The organism is Agromyces allii, from assembly GCF_009749385.1.
Lineage (GTDB): Bacteria > Actinomycetota > Actinomycetes > Actinomycetales > Microbacteriaceae > Agromyces > Agromyces allii.
This window is the reverse complement of record NZ_WBIN01000005.1, coordinates 160606-174647: the sequence shown is the minus strand read 5'-3', so window position 1 is coordinate 174647 and position 14042 is coordinate 160606. Positions and strand designations below refer to the sequence as shown.

Sequence of the window (14042 nt, the reverse complement as noted above, 5' to 3'; positions counted from 1 at the left end):
GGGGGCGGGGGGGGCGCCCCCCCCCCCGGCCACTCTTCGGAAGGAGACAGTTCATGGCTGATCCCGCACGCGCCCGCAAGATGGCGGACCGCATCAAGGAGATCGTCGCCCGACGACTCGACAAGGGCCTCCGCGACCCGCGACTCGGCTTCGTCACGATCACCGACGTCCGCGTCACCGGTGACCTGCAGCACGCGAGCATCTTCTACACGGTGTACGGCACCGACGAGGAGCGTCGCGATTCGGCGCTCGCGCTGAAGGCCGCCACCGGCATGCTCCGCACCGAGGTCGGTCGCAACATCACGGCACGGCTCACGCCGTCGCTCGAGTTCATCCTCGACGCGATCCCCGAGAACGCCGACCACATCGCCGCGCTCCTCCGTGAGGCGCGCGAACGCGATGCGGAGACCGAGGCGTTCGCGAGCACGGCCGAGTACGCCGGCGACGCCGACCCGTACGTGAAGCCGCGCGAGTTCGAAGCGGACGACGAGTCCGAAGACGACGAGTCCCAGAGCGCGTAGGTTCGCTGAACCGATGCGGAAGGCACGCCCGTGAGGGCGTGCCTTCCGTCGTTCACGCCGCGCACGACGCGCGACGACGGTCGGGCCCGGACGACGGGCGCGAGCATACTCGGCGTCAGGCGTCAGGCGTCAGGCGTCAGGCGTCAGGCGTCAGGCGTCAGGCGTCGGGCAGTGCGAACCCTTCGGGGCCCTGCACGGCCAGCCCGTCGGCTACGAGCGACTCGACGGCGCGATCGAGCTTGGCGGCGTCGGTCCAGACGACGGCGAGCTCGGCTCGGGACACCGGGCGGTGGGCGGCGCGGAGCTCGCGCATCACGAGCCCTCGCACCTGACGGTCGGAGCCCTCGAAACGGGCCTGCTTCGCCGAGCGGGGTCCGTCGTACTCGGGGCTTCCGGCGAGCCGCCACGCACACCGATCCGCGATCGGGCACACGTCGCACTGCGGTGCGCGGGCGGTGCACACGGTCGCCCCGAGCTCCATCGCGGCCGCGTTGAACACGCGCGCCGCGGCATCCGGCTCGGGCAGCAGGGCGTCCATCGCGGCGAGGTCGCGCGCGGTCGACGGCGGCCCCGGATGCCCCTGGCCCAGCACGGCCCGCGCGATCACGCGTCGGGTGTTCGTGTCGACGACCGGATGCCGCGCGCCGAACGCGAACGCCGCCACCGCGCGTGCGGTGTAGGGCCCGACGCCGGGCAACGCGAGCAGGTCGTCGAGTTCGCGCGGCACCTCGCCGCCGTGATGCTCGACGATCGCGGTCGCCGCGCGATGCAGCCACAGCGCCCGGCGCGGATACCCGAGCCGGTCCCAGGCGCGCACCGCCTCCGACGGGGGAGCCGCGGCCATCGCCGCCGGCGTCGGCCAGCGCTCGATCCACGCCTCCCACCGGGGGATCACGCGCGCGACCTGCGTCTGCTGCAGCATGAACTCGCTCACCAGCACGGCCCACGGCGACACGTCGGCCGCACGCCACGGCAGTGGGCGCGCGGCATCCGCGAACCAGTCGTTGACGGCCTCGGCGAGGTCGGGGGCTGCAGGCATCCTCCAAGCCTAGGCAACCGAGCAGATGCCCGCGGGCGGTGGTGCTCGCTAGCATTGGCCCATGGAACTCGTGACGACGCCGCGCGTGACGTTCCTGCGGCAGCTCTCCGACGAGATCCTGCGGCACTACGGGCGCGGGCGCATGATCGTGGCGATCGACGGCCCGGTGCGCAGCGGCAAGACGCAGTTCGGCGACGACCTCGCCGACGTGATCCGCGAGCGCGGGCACCGGGTGTTCCGCGCCAGCATGGAGGGCTTCCACCGGTCGCGCGCCGCGCAGGATGCCTTCGGCGACGACACCCCCGAGCGGTACTTCCGATACGGATTCGACGAGTCGGCGCTGCGCCGCGTGCTCGTCGAGCCGTTCCGCATGGGCGGGTCGACGGCGTTCGTGACGGCCGTGCTCGATCCGGCCCGCGATGCCTGGGTCGAGCCGAAGTGGATCACCGGGCCCGCCGACGCGATCCTCGTGCTCGACGGCCGGTTCGTGCTGCGCCCGCGCCTCGCCGAGCTCTGGGATGTGCCGATCGTGCTCGACGGCGACCCCGTCGACCCCGCCGACGTGCTCGCCTACGCCGAAGCCGACCCGCGTCTCGGCGACGCCGTCGTGGTCGACGATCGCGACCCCGCCCACCCGCGACTCGCAACGACGCGAACCGGCTGATCAGCGGCATCCGACCGACCCGTTCGGGCCATCGGGACGTGCCCTGAACGACCGGGCGCGAGCATGCCCCCAGTTTGCGGGGGATATCGTCGAACTCGTGCGGGGATCGGTGGACGCCGACCTTCGCGAGGCACCATACTGAAGGTTCACAGCCCTTGCCCCCGGCTGTGCGATCCCTCACGCACCACCCGAAGACCCGAATCCCCGTGTGCGCCTGCCCAAGGCTCCTCGGTCCATGCCGTGCTGTCGCGCGCGCCCTCGGCCTTCGCAAGGGTTCGCAGCTGCCGGTTCGATCGATGGAGAACCCCGAATGCCCAACCCCAGCGGTTCGGTACGCGGTGCCCTGCGCACCTGGCGCACCCGCACCCGGCCTGAATCACCGAGCTTGTGGCGTCGCGCCGCGGCTGTCCTCACGACTCTCGCGCTTGCGGGCGGCCTCGCCGTCGTCGGCGCCGTCGCGCCCGCGAGCGCGCACACCGGCGACCTCAAGGCGAACGCCGTCTGCAACACCACGACCGGTCAGTACGACGTCACGTACACGCTCTCGCTGACGCAGGTCGACAAGAACCTGACCGGCACCACGAAGTGGCGCATCGGCACGACGTCGTTCGACGGCACTCCGTCCAGTGACAAGAACATGGACCGCGGCCCGCTGACCTCGACGGGCAACGCGACGATCACGCTCGGCACGCAGTCGCTGCCCGGCACGACCACCACCGCGCCGTGGGTCTACGCCTTCACGACCTGGAGCGACAAGTTCTCCAAGGGCTCCGACGGCCGTGTCGAGGGCCTCAAGGGCGATTGCGTCACCGACTCGAAGATCACCTACTGTCACGCGACGTCGAGCGAGCAGAACCCGTACAACTCGGTGACGACCTCGATCAGCAGCTTCGTGACGTCGGGTCACATCGACCACAAGAAGGACATCTGGCCCGCGTTCAGCTACAAGAAGAACGGCAACACGGTCAACGTCCCGGCTCAGGGCGACCAGAGCCTGCTCCAGTACGCGGACTGCGTGAAGCCGTTCGACTGGAACTGGGAGTACGCGGCCCCCACCTGCAAGGTGCTCACGGTCGTCTACCCCTCGAACATCCCCTCCGGCCAGGCCAACGACGTCAACGTCAAGGTCGTCGCCGACGGCAAGGAGCTCACGCTCAACTTCCACCTCGACAAGGGCACGTGGTCGGGCACCAAGGAGTTCGTCTTCGCCGATCACGCGAAGTGGCCGAACCCGAAGAGCTGGACGGTGACCTGGGTGCAGGTCGCCGGCACCAACTACCACTGGACCGGATCGGTCACCTGTGGCGAGAAGGTCATCGACGTCTGCCACTGGGACAGCGCCAAGAGCACGTACACGAAGCTCTCGCTCGCCGGCAGCACCTTCCGTGAGGGTCACGACTCGCACGCCAAGGACATCCACCCGTCGTACACCTACACGACCTACCCGTGGTGGGACGTCTTCAAGACGAGCCCGAGCACGGCGACCGAGCCCGCGCAGGGCGACCAGTCGCTGCTGCAGTACCCCGACTGCACCAAGCCGCCGACGGTGATCGAGATCCCCGCAGCGCCGAAGGCACAGGACAAGTGCGGCACCGCCGACGACAAGGTGCTCGAGCCTGCAGTCACCGAAGGCGTGACCTGGGAGATCAGCAAGGTCGTCGACGGCAAGGCGACCGCGGTCGCGAAGGCCAAGTCCGGCTACACGTTCGCCGGCGGCAAGACGACGTCCGACCCCTTCACCTTCACGTTCACGAACGAGCCGTGCCCGATCGTGATCGAGATCCCGGCGAAGCCGGCATCGCAGGACAAGTGCGGCACGGCCGATGACAAGGTGCTCGCGCCGGCCGCGGCAACTGGCATCGTCTGGGACATCAGCCCGGTCGTCGACGGCAAGGCGACGGCGATCGCGAAGACGACCGGTGTCTACACCTTCGCGGGTGGCAAGACCGAGTCGGCTCCGTTCACGTTCGAATTCACCGACGTGCCCTGCCCGATCGTGATCGAGATCCCGGCGAAGCCGGCATCGCAGGACAAGTGCGGCACGGCCGATGACTCGGTGCTCGCGCCGGTTGCGGCCACGGGCATCGTCTGGGACATCAGCCCGGTCGTCGACGGCAAGGCCACGGCGATCGCGAAGACGACCGGCGTCTACACCTTCGCCGGTGGACAGACCGAGTCGGCTCCGTTCGCGTTCTACTTCACCGACGAGCCGTGCCCGATCGTGATCGAGATCCCGGCGAAGCCCGGCGCACAGGACGCCTGCGGCGTCGCCAACGACAAGGTGCTCGAGCCGACTGCGGCAACGGGCATCGTCTGGGACATCAGCGCGGTCGTCGACGGCAAGGCCACGGCCGTCGCGAAGACGACCGGTGTCTACGTCTTCCCGGGTGGTGCGACGACGTCCGAGACGTTCACGTTCGACTTCACGAATGTGGACTGCCCGCCGACCGTCGTGACGATCGACGTGGTGCCGACCGGCTCCGACACGTGCGGACCCGACAACGGCAAGCTCGTCCTGCCCTTGACCGAAGGCAAGCACTACCGCTTCGAGCAGACGGGCACCGAGGCCGACGGACAGATCGTCGTCACGGCGATCGCCGAGAAGGGCTACGCCTTCGACGAGGCACAGCAGACCGAGTGGACGTTCGACTACGTCAACACGGCGTGCATCGACCTGTCGGCCGCGCCGAAGCCCACCGACGTGTGCGGTGTCGATCTCGACGCGATCGTGCTGCCCGAAGAGGTCAAGTTCGTGAGCTGGACGATCGACGGTGACCCGCGCACCGGCAAGGCGACCGCGATCGCGACGACCGACAAGGGCCACTTCTTCGCAGACGGCACCACGACGAAGTCGTTCGACTTCACGTTCGCCGGCGTCGAGTGCATCCAGCCGACGCTCGACGGATCGTTCGCGACCGGGAAGTGCATCGCCGACGCACCGTGGATCTTCTACGACGTCGAGTTGACCGACCCCGACAAGCAGTCGACGAGCAACACCGTGTCGCTCGTGCTGAGCGACGGCACCAACACCGAGACGATCGAGCTCGGCGAGCTCGTCGACGGCAAGCTCTCCGGTCAGCACCTCTGGCCCGGCGCCTCCGTTGCGGCCGACGGCGTGACCCCGACCGGATGGCCGGGCTGGGAGCAGCTCGCCGACGGAACGTGGCAGGAGACCGACGGCAACTTCGCGTGGACGCGTTCGGTGACCTCGGCGACGCTCGTCGTGAACCCCGAGATGTCGGTCGAGCTGAGCTACCCGCCGGCGACGCCGAACTGCGCGAGCGGTCCGACGATCGTTCCGACCGATGACGGCGACGGCGACGGCGGCGGAGACGGCGAGTCGACGACCGCCGGTGGCGGCACCGGCCTTGCGAGCACCGGCTTCGCCGGTACGGGCATCGCCATCGTCGCTGGCATCATCGTGCTGGCAGGCGCAGCGTTCCTCGTGATCGCCCGCGTTCGCCGCAAGCGCGCGTAGCGACATCCGCTAGACGAGAGGAGGGGGTCCGGTTCGCCGGGCCCCCTCTTCCGCGTTTCGGCCCGGGCGGGGCCTCGCTGCCCGATGCTCGAGCGGCGACCCGTCGTTCAGCGCAGGTCGAGCGTGGCGAGGGCGTCGCCCACGCGCCCCGCCGGCAGCGGCCGACCGAGCGCCTCCGCCTCGTGCACGAGCGCGGTGAGCGCCGCGTTCACGGGCGCGTCGATGCCGGCTGCGGATGCCTCGCGCACGACGGCGCCGTTCAGGAAGTCGATCTCGGTCGGCTGCCCCCGGCGGAGGCTCTGCTGGGTCGAGCCTCGATTCGACTCCCAGCCCATGCGCGCCACCAGGGCGGCCGGCACGGCCGTGCCCTCCGCGAGCGGGAGGCCGGCGAAGGTGCGCAGCGACGCATCGTCGAGGCCGTTCAGGCTGCCGAAGCGCACCCCGCGCGCGATGCCGACGCGAACGCATTCGCGCATCGACGCGGTCAGCGCTCGGAGCAGCTCGGGTGAGGCGACGACCTCGCCGAGCGTGCATCCGACGACGGCGGGCACGGCATTGACCATGTTCACCACGAGCTTGGTCCACTGGGCTCCGCGGAAGTCGTCGAGCGCACGCACGGGCACCGCGTCGGAGAGCACGGCCGCGATGCGCACGGATTCGGCGTCGGCGGGCCCGTCGCCGCGGCCGAGTCGGCTCTCGGCGGTCGCCGTCACGTGCACGACACCGGGTTCGGAGTGGTCGGCGGCAATGAGCGACAGCAGGCCGAAGCAGTCCGAGCGGGGGAGGAGACGCGCGGCGGTGTCGACGCCCTCGAGCCCGTTCTGCACGACGACGACGGGCACGCCGTCGATGAGGTCGCGGTTCGCGGCGATCGCGGCCTCGGCATCCTGCGCCTTGGTGCACACGAGCACGAGGTCGGGGCGAAGCGTCAGGCGCTCCGCGACGGCGACCTCGGCGATCACGTCGCCGAACCCGCCGCTGAGACGGATGCCGTGGTCGCGGATCGCCGCGAGCACCGAACCCCGCGCGGCGACCTCGACCTCGTGGCCGGCCTGCGAGAGCAGTGCCGCGAACGTTCCGCCGAGCGCGCCGGCGCCGATGATCCCGATCCTCACGCGTCAAGCGTAGGGCGAGCGGATGCCGCGACGGCCCGCTCCTGGCATCCGGGCCCGCCCGCGAGGTCGCGCAACCGCCGACTGTTAGCCTGTAGGGCGTGAACAGCGGCATCCTCCTCGTCGACAAGCCGCAGGGCATCACCAGCCACGACGTGGTCGCGCGCACGCGTCGCCTCGCCGGAACCCGCCGGGTCGGGCACGCCGGAACGCTCGATCCCATGGCGACCGGCCTCCTCGTGCTCGGGGTCAACGGGTCGACCCGCCTCCTCACCTACCTCGTCGGCCTCGACAAGGAGTACGTCGCGACGATCCGCCTCGGCGCGGGTTCGAGCACCGACGACGCCGAGGGCGAACTGTTCGACACGGCATCCGAAGACCTCGTCGCCGCCGTCGACGAGGCCCGCGTGGCCGAGGGCATCGCGAAGCTCACGGGCGTGATCGAGCAGGTGCCGAGTGCCGTGAGCGCGATCAAGGTCGACGGCAAACGCGCGTACCAGCGTGTGCGCGACGGCGAGCAGGTCGAGCTCAAGGCTCGCACCGTCACGATCTCGGCGTTCGAGGTGCTCGAGATGCGCCGGGTCGACGGGTTCGTCGATCTCGACGTCCGGGTCGAGTGCTCGTCGGGCACGTACATCCGTGCACTCGCGCGCGATCTGGGCGCCGACCTCGGCGTCGGGGGGCATCTCACGGCGCTCCGGCGCACGCGCATCGGCCGCTTCAGCGTGGCCGAGGCATCCGTGCTCGAAGAGCTCGACGTCGCGTCGGCGCTCATCGGCGCCGCGGATGCAGCGGAGCTGGCGCTTCCCGTCGTGCACGTCACCCCGCAGCAGGCGATCGACCTCGGCCACGGCAAGCGCATCGACGCGGCCGGAGCGCCCGAGACCGCGAAGGGCGCGCCGATCGCGGCCGTGGCGGACGCCGCAGACGGCGGCGCAGCCCGTCGCCTCGTCGCGATCGTCGAGCGCCGCGGCGAGACCTTGAAGGTCGTCGTCGGCTTCCCGGTCGAGGACGCCTCATGATCGAGTGGTTCATGTGGGTGCAGCTCGCGGTCGCGGTCGCGGCGGGGCTGCTCTGCATCGTGCTCGGGTTCGCGGGGCGCCCGCCGAGCGATCTGTCGAACGGGTCGCTCGTGCTCGTCGAACTGCTCCTCATCGTGCAGGTGGTCGTCTCGATCGCGGCACCGGCGTTCGGCAACCTGCCGACCGGCAACGCGCTCGAGTTCGGCGTGTACCTGTTCGCGGCGCTGCTCGTGCCGCCCGCCGCGATCTTCTGGGCGCTGCTCGACCGCAGCAGGTGGAGCACGGTCGTGCTCGGCGTCGGTGCGCTCGCGGTCGCGGTCATGCTCTACCGGATGTTCCAGATCTGGACCGTGCAGTCGGCGTGACCCGCGTCTGAGAGAATCGAACGACATGTCTGACTCGCACGTGAACACCGCCGACTCCGCCGAATCCGCCACCTCCTCTCCGAAGCGCCCCCGCATGAGCGGCGTCGGGCGAGTGCTCGTGGCGGTCTACGCCGTGCTCGCGCTCGCGGCGACGGGACGTTCGTTCCTGCAGATCGCCACGAAGTACGACGAGGCGCCGCTGGCGTACACGTTGTCGGCGCTCGCGGCGGTCGTCTACATCGTCGCGACGATCGCGTTGATCCGTCAGGGCCGCGTCTGGTACCGCGTGGCCTGGGCGACGCTCGCGTTCGAGTTCACGGGCGTGCTCGTGGTCGGCGTGCTGAGCGTGCTCGACCCCGAGCTCTTCCCGCACGACACCGTGTGGTCGTGGTTCGGCCGGGGCTACGTGTTCATCCCGCTGGTGCTGCCGGCGCTCGGCATGTGGTGGCTCGCGAAGCATCGGCCCGACGCGTCGGCCGCGACATCCGGCGACCTCACGAGAACGGATGCCGCGTGAAGACCTTCAAGGGCGTCGACGGGGTTCCGGCCGGCTTCGGTCCGAGCGCGGTCACGATCGGCAAGTTCGACGGCGTGCACCAGGGCCACCGGGCGCTGATCGAGCGCATCCGCACGCTCGCCGACGAGCGAGGGCTCGTGACGGCCGCGGTCACGTTCGACCGCAACCCGCTCGCGCTGCTCGCACCCGACAAGTGCCCCGAACCGCTCGTCAGCGTTCGGCAGAAGCTCGAGCTGCTCGCGACCACGGGCGTCGACGCGACCCTGCTGCTGCCGTTCGACCGCGCGCTCGCGTCGGTACCGGCGGCCGAGTTCGTCGAGCGCGTGCTCGTGCGGGCGCTCGACGCGAAGGTCGTGCTCGTGGGCAAGGACTTCCGCTACGGCGCCAGGGGCGCGGGCGACGTCGACCTGCTCATCGAGCTCGGCCGCGAGTTCGGCTTCGAGGTCGAGGTCGTCGACGACGTGCGCCCCGAGGGCGAGCGTCGGGTGTCGTCGACGTGGATCCGCGAGATCCTCGCCGAGGGCGACGTCCGGCACGCCACCGCGCTGCTCGGCCACACGCCGACGGTGTCCGGCATCGTCGTGCACGGCGCGAAGCGCGGCCGCGAGCTCGGCTTCCCGACCGCGAACCTCACGCCCGAGTCCGAGGGCCTCGTGCCCGCCGACGGCGTCTACGCGGGCTGGCTCACCGACGCGGGCACCCGGTACCCGGCGGCGATCTCGGTGGGCGACAACCCGACCTTCGAGGGTGTCGCGCCGAAGCAGGTCGAGGCCTACGTGCTCGATCGCGACCTCGACCTCTACGACCACGTCGTCGACGTCGAGTTCGTCGACCGCATCCGCGGCATGGTCGCGTTCACGAGCATCCCCGATCTCATCGACACGATGCGCGGCGACGTCGAACGCGCGAAGCAGATCCTCGCGTGACCGGAGCCATCCCGGCGATCCCGTCGGGTGAGCCGGCGAGGCCGCTGTGGGCGGGGCGCACGCTGGCGCTCCTCGGCATCCTGCTCGTTGCGTCGAGCCTGCGCACGGGGGTCGCATCGCTCTCGCCGATCATCGCCGAGATCGACGTCGACATCCCGTTGCCGCCGGCCCTGGTCGGCCTGCTCGGCATGCTTCCGCCGCTGTGCTTCGCCGTGTTCGCCATCCTCACCCCGATCATCGCGAAGCGGCTCGGGCTCGAGCGCACGGTCGTCGTGGCGCTCGGCGTGCTCGCAGTGGGGCTGGCCGGGCGGGGTCTCGCGCCCGAGGCCGTCTCGCTGATCGCCGCGAGCGTGCTGGTCTTCGCCGCCGTGGGCGTGGGCAACGTGCTGCTGCCGCCCCTCGTGAAGCGCTACTTCTCCGATCGCGTGGGGCTCGTGACGACGCTCTACGTGTCGATCATCTCGGTGAGCACGTTCGTTCCGCCGCTCATCGCGGTGCCCGTGGCGGATGCCGCGGGCTGGCGCGTCTCGCTGGGGGAGTGGGCGCTCATCGCGCTCATCGCGCTCGTCCCGTGGATCGCCCTGCTCGTGCACCCGCGCGCGACGGCGTCCGCCGCCCTGCCCGAGGAGGCGGCGGGCGGCCAGGTGCGGCGCGCGCTGCGATCCCCGATCGCGTGGGCCCTCGCGACGATCTTCGCGGTGTCGTCGGTCAACGCGTACGTCATGTTCGCGTGGCTGCCGAGCATCGTCACCGACATCGCCGGTGTCACGAGCGGTCAGGCGGGTGCGCTGCTCTCGCTGTTCGCCGCGATGGGCCTGCCGGCGGCGCTGCTCGTGCCGATCGTCGCTGCGCGCTACGACCGGGTGCGCACGCTGGTCGTGGTCTCGGTGCTCGCGTTCGTGCTCGGCTACGGCGGGCTGCTGCTGGCCCCCGAGGCCGCGATCTGGCTGTGGGTCGCGTTGATCGGCACCGGGCCGCTGCTGTTCCCCCTCGCCCTCGTGCTCATCAACCTGCGCTCGCGCACCCATGAAGGGTCGATCGCGCTGAGCGGCGTGGTGCAGTCGGCGGGCTACCTCATCGCGGCCGTGGCGCCCATCGGCATCGGGCTCGTGCACGCGGCGACCGACGGGTGGACGGTGCCGCTCGTGATCCTCGCGGCGACCGCGGTTCCGGCCGCGATCGCCGGGTTCCTCGCGGCGCGACCCGGCTACCTCGAAGACGAGCGCCACCCGCACCGGGTGTAGCCGCAGGCCGGCGCGAGCAGCGCCCCGCGGGCGGCCGAGGGCGCGAGCGGCCGAGCGGCCCAGACCGTTCGGGTCAGGCGACGAGCTCGGGCCGGTGCACGAGTGCGGCCGCGCCGACGAGCGGGCCCTCGTCGGAGAGTGCGGACGGTTCGATGCGCGTGCGCGTGACGAACCCGAACGCGACGCGCTCGGCGAGTGCGGCTCGCGCGTGCTCGAACAGCGCGGGGGAGACCCGGCTGAACCCGCCGCCGATCGCGACGACGTCGAGATCCAGCAGGCTCGAGGCGGATGCCGCGGCGCGGCCGATCGCGGTTCCGGCGCGTTCGACGGCCGCGAGTGCGACGGGGTCGCCCGCGGCGTGCGCGGCGGCGAGGTCTTCGCCCGTGGTGCCCTCGAAGCCCTGCGTGCGAGCCCACGCCACGGTGCGCGGACCCGAGGCGACGGCCTCGAGGCATCCGCGACCCCCGCAGGGGCACGGGTCTTCGAAGCCGGCGATCTCGATGTGGCCGATGTGGCCGCCGTTGCCGGTGGGGCTCGGCACGGCGCGGTCGCCGAGCACGAGCCCGCCCCCGACGCCCGTCGAGACGATCATGCCGAGCAGGTTGTGGGCGCCGCGGCCCGCGCCGATCCAGTGCTCGGCGAGGGTGATGCAGACGCCGTCGATGCGGAGTACCACGGGCACGCCGGGAACGAGGCCCGAGACGAGGTCGGCGAGGGGGTAGTCGCGCCAGGCGGGCACGTTGAGCGGCGACACCGTGCCGTCGGCCACGCCGATGGGCCCGGCCGCGCCGATGCCCACGCCGACGAGGATCGCGTCGTCGGGCAGGGCGGCGAGGGTCGCGAGCACGACGTCGCGAACGGCCTGCTCGAGCTCGGCGCTCGTGGCGGTCGGCCCGGTGGGGCGGCGGTGCCGCGAGGCGGGGAGCACGGAGCCCAGGTCGTCGACGAGCGCGGCTTCGACCTTGGTGCCGCCGAGGTCGACGGCGATGGCGAGGGGGCGGGTCACGAAGCCAGCATAGGGTGCGCGCACATCCGGCATCCGTGCTCATGTGAGCACGAATGCACGCGAGTGTTGCCGATGAGCGGCGACCTGCCTACGCTGGAGGGTGAGCGGAAGGACTGGTGTGGACGAGATCGACGAACTCCTCTCGATCCGAGCGGCTGAGCTCTACTACGAGGAGAACAAGACGCAAGACGAGATCGGGCAGGCGCTGCGCCTCACCCGGTGGAAGGTCGGGCGTCTCCTCGCACAGGCCAAGCAGGAGGGCTTCATCCGCATCGAGATCCTGCACCCTCGTGCGCGGCGACTGCCCATCGAACGTCGCCTGCGCGACGAACGCGGGCTCGCCGACGCCGTCGTGGTCTCCTCGGCCGGCGTCGCGTCGGCCGAAGAGCTGCAGGCCCGCACCGCACAGGCCGCGGCCGACTACCTCACCTCGCTCCGCCCCGTTCCGCGAACGCTCGGCGTCAGCTGGGGCCGGACGCTCTTCGAGATCTCGCAGCACCTGCGCAACGGCTGGGCGACCGGCGTCAACGTCGTGCAGATCAACGGCGGCGTGAGCCTCAACCGCCGCCCGGGCACGGCCGCGGCGACTGCAGTGGGCATCGCGCAGAAGGGCGGCGGCAGCGCCACGCTGCTGCCGAGCCCCGCGATCCTCGAACGCCTCGAGACCAAGCACGCCATCGAGGCCGACCGCGTCGTCGCCGGCGTCATCGACCTCGCCCGCTCGGCCGACGCCTACGTGTTCAGCGCCGGCGCGGCCGACCACAGCTCCGTGCACGTCGAGAGCGGCTACCTCTCCGAGACCGACGTCGACCTGCTCGTGGCCAAGGGCGCCGTGGGCGACGTCGTCGGCCGCTACATCGACTCCGACGGCAACATCGTCGATCCCGCCCTCGACGCGCGAACGGTCGGGCTCACGCTCGACGAGCTGCGCGCGGCATCCCTCGGCATCGCCGTGATCGCCGGCCGTGCGAAGCACGCGGTCGCCGACGCGGTCGTGCGCAGCGGCCTCTGCTCGGTGCTCGTCACCGACGAGGCCACCGCCCTCCACCTCCTCGACGGCTGACGCGCGCCCACGCCGCGCCGCCGCCCCTCCTCGCTCACCGAAACACCGAAAGCCAGGTCCTCACCATGACAGGCACATCCCTCATCACCGCCAGGGAGCGCGCACTCGCCGTGCTCGGCGGCGAACCCGACGACGCGACGCTGCGCAGGTACCTGCACGGCATCCCGGGCGTCGACGCGGTCGGCCTCGAGCAGCGCGCCGCCGGCCTCGGCACGCGCAGCATCAAGACCACGTCGAAGCAGTGGGCGCTCGACCGCATCATCGAGCTCATCGACCTCACCACGCTCGAGGGCGCCGACACGCCCGGCAAGGTGCGCTCGCTCGTCGCGAAGGCGATCACGCCCGACCCCGCCGACCCCACGACGCCGCGCGTCGCGGCCGTCTGTGTCTACGGCGACATGGTGCCCTACGCGGTCGACGCGCTCGGCGCCGCGCACGGCGACCCCGACGACGGGCTCATCTCGGTCGCGGCCGTGGCCACGGCGTTCCCGAGCGGCCGCGCCTCGCTCGAGATCAAGCTCGCCGACACGGCCGAGGCCGTCGCCGCCGGAGCCGACGAGATCGACATGGTCATCGACCGCGGTGCGTTCCTCTCGGGCCGCTACGGCCTGGTCTTCGACCAGATCGCGGCCGTGAAGGAGGCCTGCCGTCGGCCCGACGGCACGAGCGCGAGCCTCAAGGTGATCCTCGAGACCGGCGAGCTCGTGACCTACGACAACGTGCGTCGCGCGTCGTGGCTCTCGATCCTCGCGGGCGGCGACTTCATCAAGACCTCCACCGGCAAGGTGCCGTCGGCGGCGACCCTGCCCGTGACCCTCCTCATGCTCGAGGTGGTCCGCGACTGGCACCTGGCGACCGGCCAGCGCATCGGGGTGAAGCCCGCGGGCGGCATCCGCACGTCGAAAGACGCGATCAAGTACCTCGTGACGGTCGCCGAGACCGTCGGCGAAGACTGGCTGCAGCCGCACCTGTTCCGCTTCGGCGCCTCGAGCCTGCTGAACGACGTGCTGCTGCAGCGTCAGAAGCTGAGCACGTCGCACTACTCCGGCCCCGACTACGTCACGATCGACTGAGACGAGCACCAG

The 14042-nt window shown here is 71.3% G+C and carries 13 protein-coding genes; 10 read left to right on the top strand and 3 right to left on the bottom strand.

The window, feature by feature from the left end; all coding sequences use genetic code 11:
* Positions 1 to 53: 53 nt before the first annotated feature.
* Complete coding sequence (rbfA, locus tag GQR16_RS08100; RefSeq protein WP_157414653.1) at positions 54 to 521, top strand: 30S ribosome-binding factor RbfA; 468 nt, start codon at positions 54 to 56, stop codon at positions 519 to 521.
* Positions 522 to 678: 157 nt separating this feature from the next.
* Here the strand turns inward: rbfA and GQR16_RS08095 are convergent, their stop codons facing one another.
* On the bottom strand, positions 679 to 1560 hold the full coding sequence (locus GQR16_RS08095; protein WP_157414652.1) for an HhH-GPD family protein: 882 nt from the start codon (positions 1558 to 1560) through the stop codon (positions 679 to 681).
* Between the two features lie 61 nt (positions 1561 to 1621).
* Here GQR16_RS08095 and GQR16_RS08090 point away from each other — a divergent pair, with 61 nt between their 5' ends.
* Both GQR16_RS08090 and GQR16_RS19885 read left to right on the top strand, forming a co-directional pair.
* Positions 1622 to 2224 carry a nucleoside/nucleotide kinase family protein gene (locus tag GQR16_RS08090; protein WP_157414651.1) on the top strand — a complete coding sequence of 201 codons (603 nt, stop codon included), beginning with the start codon at positions 1622 to 1624 and terminating at the stop codon, positions 2222 to 2224.
* Between the two features lie 310 nt (positions 2225 to 2534).
* Positions 2535 to 5702 (top strand): hypothetical protein, encoded by a 3168-nt coding sequence (locus tag GQR16_RS19885; RefSeq protein WP_246200647.1) that lies wholly within the window; start codon positions 2535 to 2537, stop codon positions 5700 to 5702.
* A 107-nt stretch (positions 5703 to 5809) separates the two neighbouring features.
* Here GQR16_RS19885 and GQR16_RS08080 read toward each other — a convergent pair whose 3' ends face one another.
* On the bottom strand, positions 5810 to 6817 hold the full coding sequence (locus GQR16_RS08080) for a ketopantoate reductase family protein (RefSeq protein WP_157414650.1): 1008 nt from the start codon (positions 6815 to 6817) through the stop codon (positions 5810 to 5812).
* Between the two features lie 98 nt (positions 6818 to 6915).
* On the opposite strand from GQR16_RS08080, the gene truB reads away from it, so the two are divergent.
* From truB to GQR16_RS08055, 5 genes are all read left to right on the top strand, one after another.
* Positions 6916 to 7836 carry a tRNA pseudouridine(55) synthase TruB gene (gene truB, locus GQR16_RS08075; protein WP_157414649.1) on the top strand — a complete coding sequence of 307 codons (921 nt, stop codon included), beginning with the start codon at positions 6916 to 6918 and terminating at the stop codon, positions 7834 to 7836.
* Entirely contained in the window at positions 7833 to 8201 is a 369-nt protein-coding gene (locus tag GQR16_RS08070) for a hypothetical protein (protein WP_157414648.1), read from the top strand. The genes truB and GQR16_RS08070 overlap by 4 nt, the downstream gene beginning before the upstream one ends.
* 94 nt (positions 8202 to 8295) lie before the next feature.
* Positions 8296 to 8718 carry a hypothetical protein gene (locus tag GQR16_RS08065; RefSeq protein ID WP_211373473.1) on the top strand — a complete coding sequence of 141 codons (423 nt, stop codon included), beginning with the start codon at positions 8296 to 8298 and terminating at the stop codon, positions 8716 to 8718.
* Entirely contained in the window at positions 8715 to 9644 is a 930-nt protein-coding gene (locus tag GQR16_RS08060) for a bifunctional riboflavin kinase/FAD synthetase (protein ID WP_157414646.1), read from the top strand. Before GQR16_RS08065 ends, GQR16_RS08060 begins: the two co-directional genes overlap by 4 nt.
* Entirely contained in the window at positions 9641 to 10888 is a 1248-nt protein-coding gene (locus GQR16_RS08055; RefSeq protein ID WP_246200645.1) for an MFS transporter, read from the top strand. The genes GQR16_RS08060 and GQR16_RS08055 overlap by 4 nt, the downstream gene beginning before the upstream one ends.
* A gap of 73 nt (positions 10889 to 10961) precedes the next feature.
* Here the strand turns inward: GQR16_RS08055 and GQR16_RS08050 are convergent, their stop codons facing one another.
* Positions 10962 to 11894, bottom strand: coding sequence for an ROK family protein (locus GQR16_RS08050; protein ID WP_157414645.1), 933 nt, complete (start codon positions 11892 to 11894; stop codon positions 10962 to 10964).
* Between the two features lie 118 nt (positions 11895 to 12012).
* Here GQR16_RS08050 and GQR16_RS08045 point away from each other — a divergent pair, with 118 nt between their 5' ends.
* Together GQR16_RS08045 and deoC are read left to right on the top strand one after the other, a co-directional pair.
* Entirely contained in the window at positions 12013 to 12957 is a 945-nt protein-coding gene (locus GQR16_RS08045; RefSeq protein WP_157414644.1) for a sugar-binding transcriptional regulator, read from the top strand.
* Positions 12958 to 13022: 65 nt separating this feature from the next.
* Entirely contained in the window at positions 13023 to 14030 is a 1008-nt protein-coding gene (gene deoC, locus GQR16_RS08040) for a deoxyribose-phosphate aldolase (protein ID WP_157414643.1), read from the top strand.
* The last annotated feature ends 12 nt before the right edge of the window (positions 14031 to 14042 follow it).